Origin of the sequence: Haloparvum sedimenti (genome assembly GCF_001462205.1) — an archaeon.
Classification (GTDB): Archaea; Halobacteriota; Halobacteria; order Halobacteriales; family Haloferacaceae; genus Haloparvum; species Haloparvum sedimenti.
The window spans coordinates 256,517-272,527 of the sequence record NZ_LKIR01000135.1 but is presented as its reverse complement, the minus strand read 5'-3'; the positions used below and the strand labels follow the sequence as shown (position 1 = coordinate 272,527).

11 protein-coding genes are annotated in these 16,011 nt (G+C 70.3%); 4 read left to right on the top strand and 7 right to left on the bottom strand.

Going from position 1 to position 16,011, the window contains the following annotated elements; genetic code table 11:
• Positions 1–27 precede the first annotated feature (27 nt).
• Positions 28–2,061 (top strand): hypothetical protein, encoded by a 2,034-nt coding sequence (locus AN233_RS13345; protein WP_058367266.1) that lies wholly within the window; start codon positions 28–30, stop codon positions 2,059–2,061.
• Between the two features lie 320 nt (positions 2,062–2,381).
• Here AN233_RS13345 and AN233_RS13340 read toward each other — a convergent pair whose 3' ends face one another.
• The 4 genes from AN233_RS13340 to AN233_RS13325 all read right to left on the bottom strand — a co-directional run bounded on the left by AN233_RS13340 (position 2,382) and on the right by AN233_RS13325 (position 6,918).
• A complete protein-coding gene (locus tag AN233_RS13340) occupies positions 2,382–3,500 on the bottom strand; it encodes an ABC transporter ATP-binding protein (RefSeq protein ID WP_058367265.1) in 1,119 nt (372 codons plus the stop codon).
• Positions 3,501–3,849: 349 nt separating this feature from the next.
• Positions 3,850–4,689, bottom strand: coding sequence for an endonuclease III domain-containing protein (locus AN233_RS13335; protein ID WP_058367264.1), 840 nt, complete (start codon positions 4,687–4,689; stop codon positions 3,850–3,852).
• Between the two features lie 89 nt (positions 4,690–4,778).
• Positions 4,779–6,188, bottom strand: coding sequence for a phosphomethylpyrimidine synthase ThiC (thiC, locus tag AN233_RS13330; protein ID WP_394326208.1), 1,410 nt, complete (start codon positions 6,186–6,188; stop codon positions 4,779–4,781).
• A 208-nt stretch (positions 6,189–6,396) separates the two neighbouring features.
• Positions 6,397–6,918 (bottom strand): DUF371 domain-containing protein, encoded by a 522-nt coding sequence (locus AN233_RS13325; RefSeq protein WP_058367262.1) that lies wholly within the window; start codon positions 6,916–6,918, stop codon positions 6,397–6,399.
• A gap of 308 nt (positions 6,919–7,226) precedes the next feature.
• Here AN233_RS13325 and AN233_RS13315 point away from each other — a divergent pair, with 308 nt between their 5' ends.
• Together AN233_RS13315 and sppA are read left to right on the top strand one after the other, a co-directional pair.
• Positions 7,227–8,150 (top strand): coiled-coil protein, encoded by a 924-nt coding sequence (locus AN233_RS13315; RefSeq protein WP_058367260.1) that lies wholly within the window; start codon positions 7,227–7,229, stop codon positions 8,148–8,150.
• 239 nt (positions 8,151–8,389) lie between these two features.
• The gene (gene sppA, locus AN233_RS13310) at positions 8,390–9,316 is read left to right on the top strand and encodes a signal peptide peptidase SppA (RefSeq protein WP_094192428.1); all 927 of its coding nucleotides are present in this window, start codon (positions 8,390–8,392) and stop codon (positions 9,314–9,316) included.
• 54 nt (positions 9,317–9,370) lie between these two features.
• On the opposite strand, the gene AN233_RS13305 is transcribed toward sppA, so the two are convergent.
• Positions 9,371–10,468, bottom strand: a complete 1,098-nt coding sequence (locus tag AN233_RS13305) for an RNA 3'-terminal phosphate cyclase (protein ID WP_058367258.1) — start codon at positions 10,466–10,468, stop codon at positions 9,371–9,373.
• A 118-nt stretch (positions 10,469–10,586) separates the two neighbouring features.
• Between AN233_RS13305 and AN233_RS13300 the strand changes: the two genes are divergently transcribed.
• Complete coding sequence (locus tag AN233_RS13300) at positions 10,587–11,726, top strand: DUF373 family protein (protein ID WP_058367257.1); 1,140 nt, start codon at positions 10,587–10,589, stop codon at positions 11,724–11,726.
• A gap of 138 nt (positions 11,727–11,864) precedes the next feature.
• Here the strand turns inward: AN233_RS13300 and AN233_RS13295 are convergent, their stop codons facing one another.
• Both AN233_RS13295 and AN233_RS13290 read right to left on the bottom strand, forming a co-directional pair.
• Positions 11,865–12,767, bottom strand: coding sequence for a PhzF family phenazine biosynthesis protein (locus AN233_RS13295; protein WP_058367256.1), 903 nt, complete (start codon positions 12,765–12,767; stop codon positions 11,865–11,867).
• A gap of 128 nt (positions 12,768–12,895) precedes the next feature.
• Positions 12,896–15,952, bottom strand: coding sequence for a PAS domain-containing protein (locus AN233_RS13290; protein WP_058367255.1), 3,057 nt, complete (start codon positions 15,950–15,952; stop codon positions 12,896–12,898).
• Positions 15,953–16,011 lie beyond the last annotated feature (59 nt).

The following is a 16,011-nucleotide window of genomic DNA, read 5'->3' as shown; positions in this document are numbered from 1 at the left end:
TAGTCCGGTATCCCTTCCGAATGGATAATGCAACTGCGCGACGCGCTCGACGACTACAAACGACACGCGGGTCATCCCACCCGCTTCCCGGGCGAGCGCCGGACGACTACGGGGCGGTTCTCGGGGGACGCAGGGCGACTCGTCCACGTCGCTCCACACGGGGGACTCCGCGACTTCGGCTACCCGCTCTCGGGGCGAACTGGCATCGAACGGTCCCGGCTCGGAGTCGCGACCGTCGACGGTGACGTGACCTGGTTCGACGAGAGGAAAAACGATCAGCGGTACGTCGACGGAACGGCGCTGGTGAAGACGACCCACGAGACGCCGTTCGGACGCGTCGAACAGCACGACTGCAGCCTCGGGGAGACGCATCTGACGCACGTCTCGGTCGAGGGGCAGGTCCCCGAGGACCTCCAGTTCGTGGTCTACGCGTCGTTCGCTCCCGACGGTCGCGACGACCGCGTCGGTCAGCTCCGGTTCACGGACACCGTCGAGTTCTACCACGGCGACGAGCACGACTTCCTCGCCAGCGCGGCAGGTTTCGACGACGTGCGGGGACAGCTTCCGACCACGTTCCCGGAGGTGCTGGACGAGGAGCCCGTCGACCTTCCCCGCGAACGCGACGAGGACCGCTACGAGGAGGCCCGCCTCTCCGGTGAGGTGCTCGCCCGCGTCCCGTTCGAGGAGGGAACCGCGACGGTCGCGACCCTACTCACGGACCACACCGAGACTCCCCGGGAAGCGGCCAGAGAACGACTCGATGCAGTGCTCGACCGCGACTGGTCCCCGGAGAGGCTCGCCGTGGCCGCGGACGACCGGCTTCTCGACGCGCCCGCGGAAGCAGCCGATCCGGACGGGGTGCGCGCGGACCTGCGCGCGATCACGTTGCTGTCGGCACCGAGCGGGCTCCGGATGGCGGGACCGGACTTCGACCCACACTACCGTCACTCGGGCGGGTACGGGTACACCTGGTTCCGCGACGACGCGGAGATCTCGCGGTTCCTGATCGTCGCCGACGGCCTTCTCGACATCGGGTTAGACGAGTGGCACCGCCGCTCGGCGGCGCGTTACGTCGAGATCCAGCGGCCGGATGGCTCGTGGCCCCACCGCGTGTGGCCGCGCGACGGGACCCTCGCGCCGGGGTGGGCCAACGCCCGACTCGAGGACGGGTCGGACCTCGACTATCAGGCCGACCAGACCGGCAGCGTCATCGCCTTCCTCGCGACCGCCTACGACCGCGGCGTCACGGGCGACGTGCCGGGCGTCGAGGAGACGCTGGCGCTGGCGCTCGACGGACTCGACGAGACGCTGGCCGACGACGGGCGCCCCGTCGCCTGTCAGAACGCCTGGGAGAACATGGCCGGCCGGTTCACCCACACGACGGCGACGTTCCTCGAGGCGTACGCGTCGCTGGCGGGGACCGACCACCCCGACGCCGACCGGGCGGCTGCGCGCGCCCGAGAGGTGTACGAGTCCCTCGACGACCTGTGGGTCTCCGAGCGCGGCAGTTACGCCCTCCGGGAGACCGTCGATGGCGAGGTCGACGACCGGCTCGACTCCGCGTCGCTGGCGCTCGTGAGCGCCCACCGCGCGTTCGGGCGCGTGGAGACGATCGACGAGGAGCGACTCGACAGGCTGGTCTCGCACGTCGAGACCGTCGTCGAGGGGCTCCACCGCGATCCCGAGGAGAGCGCGGTCGCCGGACTCGTACGCTTCGAGGACGACGACTGGCGCCGGCGCGAGCAGGCTGAGCCGAAGGTGTGGACCGTCTCGACGGCGTGGGGTGCGAACGCCTGCGCCGAGCTGGCGGCGCTGCTGGCCGACCGCAGCGACGACCGCGCCGCGCCGCTTGCCGACCGGGCGCGCGACCTCCTGGCGCTCGTCGCGTCGGACGGTCCGCTCTGCCCAGACACCGGCTACCTGCCCGAACAGTTCTTCGACGACGGCACGCCCGACAGCGCGACGCCGCTCGGCTGGCCCCACGCGCTCCGGCTCTCGACGCGCGCGCTGCTGGCCGACCGCGGCATGCTGACCGAGGACCCCGCGATCGCGGACGACTGACCGGCCGCGGATCACCGCGTTCTCGACGCGCTTCCCGAATTTCGAGCCGGAGGTATCTCGGTGCTGGGCGACGCGGACGGCTCGAGCGGTGTGAGTTTCTCCGGTCCCGATCTGGACCTGACAGGCGATCCACACCGTCGGCACTCGCGGTCGGCGAACGTCGGCGCGCTACTTCGACGTCCGCGACCGCCGGTCCGGGATGGCCCCGTCATCCGAGAAAAACGTTCGGCTCGACGCCTGAAGCGGCGAAGGAAAAACCGGGAGAGAAGACCAGGAGAGAAGACCGAGAAAGAAACCCGAGAAAACCCGAATCGTCGCGTCTACGCCTCGACCGCCACGGGCTCGTCTCGTTCGCTCCTGACGACCTGGCCCTCGCGGTCGAAGACGTGGACTGCGGACTCGTCGAAACCGACCTCGATCCGCTCGCCGGTCGCGGGCTCGACCGCCGCCGGGACGCGAGCGATGAACGAGTCGGACGCGTCGAGATAGAGGTAGTTGTCCGCGCCGACCGGCTCCACGACCTCCACGGTCGTCGCGATGCCGTCGTCGACGACCGAGACGTCCTCCGGGCGGACGCCGACCGTGTAGGGCTCGTTCGGTTCCAGGCCCTCCGCGGCCGGGCCCGTGAGCGTCGTCCGGAAGGCGCTCTCCTCGTCCGCGGCGACGAGCGCGACGCCGTCCGCGGCCGACTCGCTGCGTACGTCGACGAAGTTCATGCTCGGGGAGCCCACGAAGCCCCCGACGAACTCGTTGGCGGGCGCGCGATACACTTCCTTGGGCGCACCGACCTGCTGAAGCACGCCGTCCTTGAGGATCGCCATCCGGTCGCCCATCGTCATCGCCTCCTCCTGGTCGTGGGTGACGTACACCGCGGTGATGTCGAGCTCCTCCTGGAGCCGCTGGATCTCGGTGCGCATCTCCACCCGGAGCTTCGCGTCGAGGTTCGAGAGCGGCTCGTCGAACAGGAACACGTCGGGCTCGCGGACGATGGCGCGCCCGAGCGCGACGCGCTGTTTCTGCCCGCCGGAGAGTTCGTCCGGCTTCTGGTCGAGCAGCTCGGGGATCCCCATCATCTCCGCGGCCCACTCGACCTTCTCCGCGCGCTCGGCCTCGTCGAGGTCCGTGGACATCCGGAGGCCGAACGCCATGTTCTCGAAGACGGTCTTGTGTGGGTACAACGCGTAGTTCTGGAACACCATCGCCACGTCCCGCTTTCGTGCGCTCAGGTCGGTCACGTCATCGTCGCCGATGTGGACCCGTCCGCCCGTGGCGCGCTCAAGCCCGGCGATCATCCGCAGCGTCGTCGACTTCCCGCAGCCGGAGGGGCCAACGACCGTGAGGAACTCCCCGTCATCGATCGTGAGTGACACGTCGTCGACCGCGACGATATCCCCCGCGTCGAACTCCTTCCGGAGGTTCTCAAGCCGTACGGTTGCCATATACCGTGTGTGGGGTGGTGTCACGGGATAACTCTTTCCCTTCTTTTGGGATTTATGAAGCGATATTTCGTACTATTTTCAGACCCTGTGGTGCGGTAACGGTCCGGTGGGCCAGGTTCCGGGGGACGGTCCGGGCTGCCGGCAGTCGCGGGCTGCCGGGCGGCGGCTCGCGGACTCTTGCTTGGCAGGCTCGCGAGACGCGGGTTGTCCCGCCCACCGGAGAGGTGCCGATACGTCGCTGAGCGCCCGCGAGCGCTCGAAGGCGTTCTCGGTGGTGGCAGCAAGCGCAGCAGGACGCTTGCCCGATCAAAAACCGACGTGGAGCGAGCGGACCGCCGCCCCGTTCGCCTCAGTCGGCCGCCTCGGCCGGGTCGACGGCTTCACCGTCGAGTTCGTCGATGCCCACGCGGTCACAGCGGTCGTAGAGTGGGCAGGCCTCCGGCCCGTCCAGACACGCCGGCTTGCGGGCCGAGCAGTACTCGCGGCCGAACTGGATCATCGCGGTGTGACCGAAGCCGCACTTCTCGGGCGGGACGGCGGCCTCGATGGCCTCCCGCACTTCCTCGTGGTCGGCGTCCGCCGGCGCGAGCCCCATCCGACGCGCAATGCGGTGGACGTGGGTGTCCACGGGGAAGACGCCGCCGCGACCGCCCGCGAACAGAAGGACGCAATCGGCCGTCTTGGGACCGACGCCGTCGACCGACAGCAGGGTCTCGCGGACCGCGTCCGGCTCCTCCTCGCGGACGAACGCGTCGAAGCCGCCCTCGGTGCCGTACCCGTCGAGCACCCACTCCGCGGCCTGCTGGATCACCTCGGACTTCCGGTTGTAGAGCCCGGCCGAGGAGATGGTCTCCGCGAGCTCGTCGCGGTCGGCGGTCGCGAGCGCTGGCGCGAGGTCCCCGTCGGGCGTGGCCGCGGCTCCGCCCTCGCCGTACCGGACCATCAGCGAGTCGTGGGCCGGCTGGCTCGCCACGTCCGAGGTGTTCTGCGAGAGGATCGTTCGGACCAGACACTCGAAGGCGTCCTGCCCGCCGTAGGCCTTCTGCCAGTACATCTCCCCGAGCTCGTCGACGACCGCCTCGGCGCGCGTGGCGGCCTCGCCGGGGGCGAACGCCGGGTCGTCCGCCGCGCCGTCCGTCCCGCCGCCGGCCGGGCCGCCGCTGATGTTCTCCGCGGGTTCCTCGGGCATGGGAGCGTATTGGCACCGGACGCAAAAAGGTCGGTCGGCTGCGGCGACGCGGACGACAGGGGCGACACCGACGACGCGCTAGGACGGGATCAGTCGTTCGCGTTCGGGGGAGACTCCGTCGTGGGATCGGCGCTCCGGTCCGTGTCGAACGCCGGCTCGTCAGGAAGTCGGTCGGTATCGTGGGTCCCGACGGGCGGGCGGTTCACCTCGGCCGCGACGGAGGCGTCGAGGTCGGTCCCGCCCTCGATCCGTCCCATCTCGCCGTCGGCGGCGCGCGCGTCCTGGTCGATACGCATCGAACAGAACTCGACGCCGCACATCGAGCAGAATCGCGCCTCCTTGTAGTTGTCTCCGGGAAGCGTCTGGTCGTGGTACGACCGCGCACGCTCGGGATCGAGCGCGAGGTCGAACTGCCGGCGCCAGTCGAACTCGTAGCGCGCTTCCGAGAGCGCGTCGTCCCAGTCGCGAGCGCCGGGGCGACCGTTGGCCACGTCGGCTGCGTGGGCGGCGATCCGGTAGGCAGCCAGCCCATCGCGGACGTCGTCCGAGTCGGGCAATCCGAGGTGCTCCTTCGGCGTCACGTAACACAGCATCGCCGCCCCGGCACGGGCCGCCTCCGTCGCGCCGATGGCGCTCGTGATGTGGTCGTAGCCCGGGGCCACGTCGGTGACGAGGGGACCGAGCACGTAGAACGGCGCCCCGTCGCAGACCTCCTGCTGACGCTCGACGTTCTCGGCGACCTCGTCGAGGGGGACGTGACCCGGGCCCTCCACCATCACCTGGACGTCGTGGTCCCAGGCGGTTCGCGTGAGTTCGCCGAGCGTCTCCAGCTCCGCGAACTGCGCGGAGTCGCTGGCGTCGGCGAGCGATCCAGGACGGAGCCCGTCGCCGAGGCTGAACGTCACGTCGTGGGCGGCAAACAACTCGCAGATCGCCTCGAACTCCGTGAACAGGGGGTTCTGCTCGCCGTGCTCCTCCATCCACTGCGCGAGGATCGATCCGCCCCGCGAGACGATACCCGTCGTGCGCCCGTCCGTGAGTGGGAGGTGTTCCATCAGGACGCCCGCGTGGATCGTCATGTAGTCGACGCCCTGCTCCGCCTGCGTCTCGATCACGTCGAGCAGTAGCTCCGGCGTCAGGTCGGCGACCTCGTCGACGCGGGTGAGGGCCTCATAGATCGGAACCGTTCCGATCGGGACCGGCGAGTGGGCGACGTTCGTCTCGCGGATCGCATGGAGGTCATCGCCGGTCGAGAGGTCCATCACCGTGTCCGCACCGTAGTGGACCGCCGCGTGCAGCTTCTCGAGCTCCTCCCGCCTGCCGCCCGTCTCGTCGCTGTTTCCGATGTTCGCGTTCACCTTCGTGGAGAACTCCCGTCCGATGATCATGGGATCCAGCGCGTCGTGACCGCGGTTGTTCGGGATCACCGCCTGCCCCGCCGCGACCTGCTTGCGGACGAACTCCGGGTCGCAATTCTCCCGCGCGGCGACGCGCTCCATCGCCTCAGTGACCTTCCCGTCCCGCGCTCGACTGATCTGCGTCGGCATGATTACTTAGTACTACCAGTAGGTGATAAATCCGGCGTTCCCGTCCGGCGTCGTCGATGTGGGCGCCGTTTCCGCCCGCGGCGCCAAGTGTGGCCGTCGTCCCCTCCCGCGTCGCAGAGTGTGGCCGCCGTCCGTGGGTCGCCTCTCCCCCGATCGTCTCTTACCGCGAATCCCCGCTCACCTCGAGCCGGAGCGTACAGTCCGCGCCGTCCGCGAGCGCCGCCACGAGGTCGCGGTCGAGATCCGCGGCCGCCTTGTCCGCGTCGACGACGATGGTCCGCTCGTCGTCGGTGTAGTCGCTGGTGCGCCCGACCAGCGATCGGTCGTCCACGAGCGCGAGGCCGGGGTCGCCACGCCCCGTGATCGTCTCCTCGTGTGTCCGGTCACCGCCCTCGACGGTCAGCGTGGCGGTGATGGTGGCGGTGATCGTGGCGTCCGCGCTCCGACAGGCCTCCCTGAACGCCTGCGAGAAGTCACGGGGGGCGCGGTCGGCGTCGACCGCGAGGATGCAGTCGCCCGCGGGCGTGAGCCAATCGTCGGTGGTCACCTCGAAGGTGCTCGCGTGTTCGGCGGTGACGTTCTCGTGTCCGCGCGCGTGTATCGTCTCCACGAGGGCCTCGTCAGCCATCAGGGCGTCGCTCGCGTCGCCCTGCTCCGCCGCGTCGGCGTCGTCGTCGCTCATGGTCACCGGTGGGAACCGGCCGCCGATAGGGGTTGCCGTTCGCGGCTGCGTTTAAGTACCCCGGCAGCCGGAGGCGTGTGAACCATTACCAGTCGAGACGCCGGAATTCGGGCGGCTCGGCGGTTTGGTAGCTCCTTTCACGCACGAAGTCACCGAAGTATTTATATGTGGCAAGGAGGTATGTGCAGGTACCAGAACGCCTCCGGCGCTGGTGGAACCGCACGACGAATGATCGGGAGTTCTTATCCACGGTCCAACGCTCTGCGCCAGCGTCCGCCATATCCGGAGCGGAATGGAGAGATAGAAAAATGGTAACGAAAGAAGAAGTCATCGAGAAGTACGACGTGGAAGCGCTCGAGGAATCGGACAACATCGACCTTTCTGACGACGAGCTGGAGAACGGCTCGAAGGGTCAGCTCATCAAGCGAGCCGGGCAGCTCCGCGACCGACGCAACGAGCTCAACCAGATGGCCTCCGAGCGCGCCTCCGAGCGCGACGACCTGAACGCGAAGACGCGCGAGAAGGTCGACGAGGCCCAGGAGCACCGCGAGAAGCGCGACGAGCTCAACGAGCAGGTCCAGGAGCACAAGGAGAGCCGCAACGAGCTCAACGCCGAGGCCAACGAGCTGTTCGACGAGGTCGAGGAGATGAAGTCGGACATGGAGCTCGGCTCCGGCAAGTCGATCGAGGAGCTCAAAGAGGAGATCGAGGACCTGGAGTTCCGCCAGCAGACCGAGGTCCTCTCGGCCGAGGACGAGCGCGAGCTCATCGAGAAGATCGAGGACAAGCGCGAGAAGCTCGCCGAGAAGAAGGAGAAGGTCGAGGACACCGGCGAACTCGAGGATCTCGTCGAGGAGGCCGAGGAGGTCCGCTCCGAGGCGTCCCAGCACCACCAGAAGGTGACGGAGCTCGCCGACAAGGCCCAGGAGCACCACAACCAGATGATCGAGGCCTACCGCGAGGCCGACGACATCCGTGACGAGGCCGACGAGATGCACGAGCTCTTCGTGGAGGCGCAGGAAGCCGCCGACCGCCACCACGAGGACTTCGTCCGCGTCCAGAAGCGCCTCCGCGAGCTCGACAAGAAGGAGGAGGAGGAGCGCAAGGACGAGCGCGCCGAGAAGCGCGAAGAGGAGAAGGAGGAGGCCGAGGAGATCTACCAGAAGTTCAAGGAAGGCGAGACCCTCGACACCGAGGACCTGATGAAGCTCCAGAAGACGGGGCTTCTCTAACCCGGCACGCGCCGGTCGCGTTCCCCCGGTTTTTCTCCCCGTTTCGTCGCTGTCGCCGAGCGGCTGCACCGCCGGTGACGTTTCGCGGACGTTCCCCGGCGGTGCGACCGCCGGTGGCTTTTAACCCGCCGACGCGCGTACGCCGAGACATGCAAGGATCCGCGGACGACGGCGGACGCAGCGCGGTCGCCCTCCTCGGAACGCTCGTCGCGGCCGTGCTCGCGGTCGTGATCGGCTGGATGGCGTTCGTCGTGGTCCCGAACACGACCGCGGAGCTCGCCGGCGTCCTGTTGACGCTCGCGCTCGCGCTCGCTGCGGCGCGCGTGGGCGGCTCCGCCGTGGCGTCGTATCTCGACGGTTACAACGTGGCGAAGGTGACCGTCGACGGACCGATATCGCGTGACGGCGGCCGCCCCTCGCCGCTTTCGGCACCGATCGGGCCGGCCGCCGACGAACTCGTCGAACAGATCGAGCGGGCGGACGCGGACCCGAAAGCGGAAGCGCTGCTCGTCGAACTCAACACGCCCGGCGGCGAGGTGCTCCCGAGCGACGACATCCGGCGCGCCGCCGCCGATTTCGACGGGCCGACGCTCGCGTACGCCACCGACGTCTGCGCCTCGGGCGGCTACTGGATCGCCGCGGGCTGTGACGAGCTGTGGGCCCACGAGACGAGCCTCGTCGGCTCCATCGGCGTGGTCGGCTCCCGGCCGAACGTCGCGGAGCTGGCCGACAAGCTCGGCGTGAGCTACGAGCAGTTCACCGCCGGGGAGTACAAGGACGCCGGCGTTCCGCTCAAGGAGATGGAGGAGGACGAACGCGCTTACCTGCAGGGGATCGTCGACGACCTCTACGAGAACTTCGTGGAGACCGTCGCCGAGGGGCGCGGGATGGACCCCGAGGCGGTCCGTGAGACGGAGGCGCGCGTCTTCCTCGGGGGCGAGGCCCGCGAGCGCGGGCTCGTCGACGGCGTGGGGACCGAGACCGACGTGGAGGACCGGCTCGCCGAGGAGGTAGACGCCGAGCCCGCGGTTCGCGAGTTCGAGCCTCAGCGGGGGCTGACCGACCGCGTCAGCCTCGGCGCACGCCGCGTCGCGTACGCGGCCGGCGCGGGCGTCGCGAGCGTCCTCGGCGACGAGGGCGCCGACGTGGACCTCCGGCTCCGGTAGGCGACCTCGGGCGATTTCTGAAACGGTGGCCGACGGGCTGCCCGTCAGCGCGGATCAGCGCACGCCGTCAGCGCGGAGCAGTACGCCGCCCGTCGCCCGTTCCTCGTACTCGACATCGATCCCGAACCGCTCGACCAGCGTCACGCACGACGCGAGGTGGTCAGTCACGGTCGGCACCGCGACGGCTCCGCCCGCGAGCGCGACCGGCAGGACGAGCTGGTCCGCCAGGTGCCGGTCGACCGCTCCCGGGCTATCGCGGAACTGCCGGAACCGGTCGGCCGCCTCGCGGGCCGTCGCCTCGGCCGGCGTGCCCGACTCGCCGAGTGTCGAGACCCCCGCGGTCGGTCGGGCCGCGGGCGCCGGCGCGTTCGGTTCCGCGTCCGGTACCGCTTCCGCCTCGGCGCCGCCGTCCCCGGACGCGTCGGCCCGGATCGTCACGACCGCGCCCGTGCTCGCCGTCGGGCCGTAGCTCGCGGCGCGCGCCGTGACCTCGTGCCCGTCGTTCGTCAGTTCCTCGGCGGCCGTCGCAGCCAGTCGCTCGGCGGCGTCCGCCTCCGCGAGGTCCGCGCTCGCGGCGGCGAACACGCGGACGCCCCCGATCCGCTCCGACCCGACCGGCTCGCGGAGGTCGATCCGGTCGAGCGACGAGGGAGCGAGCGTCAGCCGGGCGGCGCCATTCCCGGAGGGATAGAAGCCGCGGCGCTCCGTCTCGACGCGAGCGAGGAGGCCGTGGCGAGCGAGCAGGGGGAGCTTCACGCGGCGCAGGTAATCGAGCGGGGGCGACCACGCCACGTCCGTCCCGCCGGTGGCGTGTAGGGTGATCGGAGCCTCCGCGGCGATTGCGAGCGGCAGGACCGTCTCGAACACCAGCGTCAGACTCCCGGCGGTGGCGACGCTGACCGTGTACTCCCCGCCGATCACTTCGCCCGGCTCGAACGTCACCGCGTCGTCGCCGACGGAGCCCCCCTCGACCTCTGCGTCCGCAATCGCGGCCGCGGCGCGCACGCACGCGGCGTGTTGGGCCTTGAGCCCGGGTGTCGGGCGCTCGCCGCGCACGTCGGTCATCCGGAACGGCGTGTCCGTCAGCGCCGACAGCGAGAGGGCGGTCCGGAGCAGCTGACCGCCGCCGGCGCTGCCGTCGATCTCCAGCATGCTCTCCGCTGGCGGCCGGCCGGGCTTGTGTCTGTCGGCAGCGTGTGGGTGGCTGCCGCACCTTCGCGACGTTCCGATGACCGGGAGCGTTTTCACGAGGGGTGGCGTGGTGTGTGACGTGACGACGCTGGTCATCTGCGTGGACCGGTCCGGTGCGATCGGCCGGAAGACGAGCGTACCGATGCCCGTCGCCGGCTGGGAGGCGGTCCGCTCGCTCGTGACGGACGTGGGCCTCGCGGACCCGGAGGACGCCAGCGTCAACTGCATTCTCGAGGCGCTGCGCGTCGCCCGTGAACTCCGCGACGAGCGCGAGGAGTCGGCGGTCGCGGTCGTCTCCGCGGCCGGCGACTCCCGGGTGGGCGCGGACCGCTCGGTGGCCGCACAGATCGACGCGCTCGTGGAGCGGTACGAGCCGAGTTCCGCCATCGTGGTCGTGGACTCGGCGGACGACGAGCGCGTGATGCCCATCGTGGAGTCGCGGCTCCCGGTCGACGGCGTGGACCGCGTCGTCGTCCGGCAGGCCCGCGACCTGGAGTCGACCTACTACCTGCTGAAGCAGTTCCTCGGCGACGAGGAGCTTCGCTCGACGGTGCTGGTGCCGCTCGGCATCGCGCTCCTGCTTTTGCCCGCGCTCCTCTTCCGCTTCTCGGCGGCGGTGGCGCTGGCGGGCGTGGCCGGCCTGCTCGGCGCCGCGCTGCTGTACAAGGGGCTGGCGATCGACGAGTACGTCGCGGACGTACCCGAGCGCGTCCGCGAGGCGCTGTACGCCGGGCAGGTCTCGGTCGTGACCTACGTCGTGGCGGCCGGACTCTCGCTGGTCGGCGGGTTCTTCGGCGTACTCGCGGCGACGGAGACGGGCGGGCAACCCGACCCCGTGGAGGCCATGCTGTTCGTCTACGCCGCGGTTCCGTGGCTCGCCGGCGCGGCCCTGACCGCGGCGCTCGGCCGCCTGCTCGACGAACTGATCCGCGACGAAGGGATCCGCAGTCACGTGCTCAACCTCCCGTTCGTCGCGGTCGCGGTCGGGCTGGTCGTCCGCGGCTTCGCCGGCTACTTCCTCGAACAGGAGCGGGTGATCGATCAGTTCACGTTCGCGGGCGTGACGGTCGCACCCGGCCAGCGGCTTGCGGCGTTCATCGTCGCCGGGATCGTCGTCTCGATAGTCGGCGTGAAGGTCGCCTCCGACGTGGGCGCCGACGCGCTGGAGGACGTGATCGACCGCGACGGAACCGAGGGTCGCCGCGGCGAAGGTCGATAAAGCGGCGAAGGTCGATAATTGGAGCGTCGCCCCCCGCGATCCGGCCGTCAGGGTCGGGTTTTCTGTCCAAAAAGCGGGCTGGCGTTTTCTGTCCAAAAAGCGGGCTGGCGTTTTCTGTCCAAAAAGTGGCCGAGCCGGCTAGGCCTCGATGATCCCGTCCTCGTCCGCGGGTGGGACGGCGAGTTCGCCCTCCAGGGTCGTGGTCGCCTCGCCGCCGACGCGGACCTCCGTGCCGTCGACGCGGACGCGGACGTGGCCCGGGCGGTCGACGAAGTGGCCCTGCTCGAAGCGCATCTCCTCCGGGAACTCGTCGAAGGCGCCGGACTCGCGGAGGTACGCCCCGCAGGCGCCGCTGGCGGTCCCCGTCACCGGGTCCTCGGGGACGCCGGCCGCGGGCGCCCACATCCGGCCGTGAAGCGTCGAGTCGGACTCGAGCGCGTCGAAGGTGAACGCGTAGATCCCCGCCACGTCGTACTCCTCGGAGATGGCCTCGACGGCGGCCATGTCGGGGTCGGCGTCGCCGAGGTGCTCGAGGAAGTTCACCGGGACGACGAGGAAGGGAAGCCCCGTCGAGGCATAGGCGGTGTCCAGATCCGCGCCCACGTCCGTCAGCGCGGCCGGGTCGATCCCCAGGGCGTCGCCGAGCCGGTCGTAGTCGACCTCGACCGGCCGGACCGTCGGCGCGTCCTGGGTCATCCAGACGACGCCCTCGTCGGTCACCTCGATGTCGAGCACGCCGACGTTCGTCTCCAGCGTGTGCGTCCCGGCGTCGATGACTCCGTCCGCGAACAGCTGCGCGTGGCTGGCGACCGTCGCGTGGCCACAGAGGTCGACCTCTTGGGTCGGCGTGAAGTATCGGATCCGGCGGTCCGCGTCGGCCGAGTCGGTGAGAAACGCCGTCTCGCTGGCGCCGAGTTCGGCGGCGATCGCCTGTCGCTGTCCGTCGTCGAGCCCGGCGGCATCGGGGACGACTCCGGCCGCGTTGCCCGCACACGACTCCGTCGTAAACGCGTCGACAAGTAGCGTCCGTCGCGTCTCCATGCCGGCCGATGGCGGGCCGGCGACAAAAGGGTACGCAAGCGACGGTCACGGACGGCGGCGCGAAGAGGGGGGAGCGGGGGGAAGTGGCGCGAAGAGGGGAAGGGAGGACCGGGCGACCCGCGACCGTCCTACGAGCGGACCCAGTTCACGTCACGGATCTCGAACCGTGCGCCCGTCTCGTCGGTGTCTCCGTCGGCGAGGTCGACCGCCCAGCCGTGTGCGCCCGCGATCTGGTCGACGATGGCGAGCCCGAACCCGGTCCCCGTCTCGGAGGTGGTGTACCCCCGCTCGAAGACGTGCTCGCGCACGTCCTCCGGGATCCCGGGGCCGTCGTCGGCGACGTAGAAGCCGTCCTCGAGGCGACCGACCGTGACGCGCACGTCCGGCCCGACGTGCTCGACCGCGTTGCGGAACAGGTTCTCGAACAGCGAGCGCACGCGGGAGGCGTCACACGCCGCGACGCCCAGATCCTCGACGGTCAGGCTCGCGCCGCCGGTGTCGACGGTCTCCCACGCCTCGCGGGCGACGGCGCCGATGGCGGTCGGATCCGTCTCGACCACGCGCGTCCCGAGCCGGGCGAACGAGAGCGCGTCGTCGATCAGCTCGTTCATGCGCGCCAGCGCGGTCGCGGCGGCATCGAGGTCCGCGGCCTCGTCGCCCTCCCGCGCGAGGTCGACGTGTCCCTCGGCGACGTTGAGGGGGTTGCGCAGGTCGTGGGAGACGACGCTGGCGAACTCCTCGAGCCGGTCGCGCTCGCGTTCGAGCTCCGCCTGCGTCCGGCGGCGTTCCAGCTCGTAGCTCACCCACCGGGCCATCAGGTCGACCAGCGTCACCTCCCAGCGGTCGAACGGCTCCTCGCGGGCGCCGCGGTCGTAGAAGCAGAAGGTGCCGAACACCTCGCCGTCGACGACCACCGGCGCGCCGACGTAACAGGAGATCCCGAGCTGCGTGTACCCGCCACGCTCCGCGAGGTCGGGCACCTCCCCCACGTCCTTCACCTGCAGCGACTGCTCGGTTGCGACCACGCGCTCGCAGTTCGTCACGCCGACGTCCACGACCATGCCCTCCTCGAAGGCGCCGGTGTCGTCCTCGACGACGAGGCCGACGTAGTCCTCGCCGTCCACCCGTGAGAGCAGCCCCGACTCGGTGCCGATCACCTCCTTGCCCAGCGTCAACAGGCCGCGGACCTTCGTCTCGAAGTCGGTGTCCTTCTCGGCGATCGTCTCGTAGAGCCGGCGCATCACGCCCTCGCGGTACTCCAGCTCCCGGCGCTCGGCGTGCCGCTCGGTCACGTCTCGGACCACCGCGACGACCCCCCAGAACTCGCCGTCGTGGTACAGCGGCGTCTTCCGAACCTCGACCGGAAGCGGGCCGTCCGCGGCGTCGACGGTCACCTCGACGGTCGATCCGTCGTGCGTCTCGCCCGCGGCGAGGCGGTCGAGCGCCTCCCGAACCCGACCGCGATCGGAGGGCCGCAACAGCGTGGCGACGTCGCTGCCGACGAGCGCGTCGCGGTCGAGTCGGTCGACGACGTACTGGTTGACGAAGCGGATCTCGCCCGACGCGTCCACGACGAGGACGCCGTCGTGAACCGACTCGACGATGTGCTCGAACTGTTCGAGCCGTCGGCGGTCGCGGACCCGGTCCGACACGTCTCGGAAGTAGACGCTCGCGCCGGTCTCGTCGGGGTAGATCCGTGACTCGTACCACGCGTCCGCGGGCGGGTGGTACGTCTCCACCGTCTCCGCTTCCTCCCGCTCGATGGCCCGGTCGTAGGCGGCGAGGAACGCGTCGTTGGTCCTCTCGAACGCCTCACGCAGGTCGACGCCGACGATCTCTGCGGGCTCGAAGCCGGCCATCTCCGCGCCGTGGTCGTTGATGTAGGTGATCGTGTCGCCCGTGTCGACGGCCATGAGCCCGTCCGTCATCCGGTCGAGGAGGGTCGCGCGCTCGTCGGCCGCGCGCCGCTGAGCGGTGATGTCGGTCGCGATGCCGTAGACCGCGTACGGTACCCCGTCGTTGTCGAACAGCGGGACGCGGACGGTCAGGAAGGTCCGCTGTTCCCCGTCGACGGCTACGTGCTCCTCGAACCGTGTCGGCTCGCCGGCCGCCACCGCCTCCCGGTCGTGGGCGGTCACCCGCTCCGCGATCGGGTCGGTGTGGACCGTCTCGACCGTCTCGCCGATGATGGCGTCCTTTTCGCGGCCGACGAACTCCGCGAAGGCGTCGTTGACCAGCAGGTAGCGGCCGTCGAGGTCCTTCATGAACACGAGGTTCGTCGTGTGCTCGAGGATCGTCTCCAGTCGGTCGGTCGACGCGCGGAGCCGGTCGATGCTCCGCTCGCGTCCGACGTGGGCGGCGACGACTGCGGTGACGGAGTCGAGCAGACGCTTCTCCTCGGGGAGAAACGGTTCGTCGCCCTCGTGTACGGCGCCGACGTACGCGACCGCGACCTCCACGCGCGGGGGGCCGGCGCTTCCGTCGTTCTCCTCCGGGGCGAACTCCGCCCCACCGCCCTCCGAGCCGACCTCACCTCCGCCGCTCCCCGGATCTACCCCACCCTCCACGGTCGCCGTGGCGGTGATCTCGTGGGGGGTCTCCGCGAAGTTCGGCGTCGCGAACGTCCGGCCGTCGACGCGGATCCGCGCGGCCGTGCGCTCAGGATGGCGCCACCCAGCGGGAAGCGCGGTCGTCAGCTCCGAGAGGCGGTCGTCGAGCGGCCGGTCGGCGGCGAGGATGGCGTTGGCGGCGTGGAGCGTGGCCAGCTCCTTCGAGCGCTCGCGGCGGGCCAGCTCGGCCCGGTAGCCGGCGACGGCGGGTCGGAGCCGCGCCGCGAGCGTGCCGAAGATCTCCTCTTGGCCCTTCCGGAGGTAGTCGGTCGCTCCCTCGCGGACGGCCTCCGCAGCGACCGTCTCGCTCCCCGCGCCAGTCACCAGCAGGAACGGTAGATCCGGGTCGTTCTCGCGGACGGCCGCGAGCAGGTCGATGCCGCTCCGGTCGGGTAACTCCCCGGCCGCGACGACGGCGTCGTACGTGCCGTCCGCCAGCCGACCGGTCGCGTCGTCCGCGGTCGCGACGCGGTCGAGATCCACCTCCGGCGCGAAGCGCTCGAGCGCCTCGCGGGCGTCCGCGGCGAAGTCGTCGTCCGGCTCGACGTGCAACACGCGAACCGGAAGGTCAGTCATACCCCATCATAGTAGGGACCGGTATTTGGGCGTGCCGGCATCTCCAGACCCCAGTCGCG

What these genes read in the sequence shown, in the direction of transcription:
- AN233_RS13290 (WP_058367255.1), bottom strand. Translation starts at nt 15,952, where the DNA reads ATGACTGACCTTCCGGTTCGCGTGTTGCACGTCGAGCCGGACGACGAC.
- AN233_RS13325 (WP_058367262.1), bottom strand. Translation starts at nt 6,918, where the DNA reads ATGAGCGACGACGACGCCGACGCGGCGGAGCAGGGCGACGCGAGCGAC.
- AN233_RS13345 (WP_058367266.1), top strand. Translation starts at nt 28, where the DNA reads ATGCAACTGCGCGACGCGCTCGACGACTACAAACGACACGCGGGTCAT.
- sppA (WP_094192428.1), top strand. Translation starts at nt 8,390, where the DNA reads ATGGCGTTCGTCGTGGTCCCGAACACGACCGCGGAGCTCGCCGGCGTC.
- AN233_RS13305 (WP_058367258.1), bottom strand. Translation starts at nt 10,468, where the DNA reads ATGCTGGAGATCGACGGCAGCGCCGGCGGCGGTCAGCTGCTCCGGACC.
- thiC (WP_394326208.1), bottom strand. Translation starts at nt 6,188, where the DNA reads ATGGAGCGCGTCGCCGCGCGGGAGAATTGCGACCCGGAGTTCGTCCGC.
- AN233_RS13335 (WP_058367264.1), bottom strand. Translation starts at nt 4,689, where the DNA reads ATGCCCGAGGAACCCGCGGAGAACATCAGCGGCGGCCCGGCCGGCGGC.
- AN233_RS13315 (WP_058367260.1), top strand. Translation starts at nt 7,227, where the DNA reads ATGGTAACGAAAGAAGAAGTCATCGAGAAGTACGACGTGGAAGCGCTC.
- AN233_RS13340 (WP_058367265.1), bottom strand. Translation starts at nt 3,500, where the DNA reads ATGGCAACCGTACGGCTTGAGAACCTCCGGAAGGAGTTCGACGCGGGG.
- AN233_RS13295 (WP_058367256.1), bottom strand. Translation starts at nt 12,767, where the DNA reads ATGGAGACGCGACGGACGCTACTTGTCGACGCGTTTACGACGGAGTCG.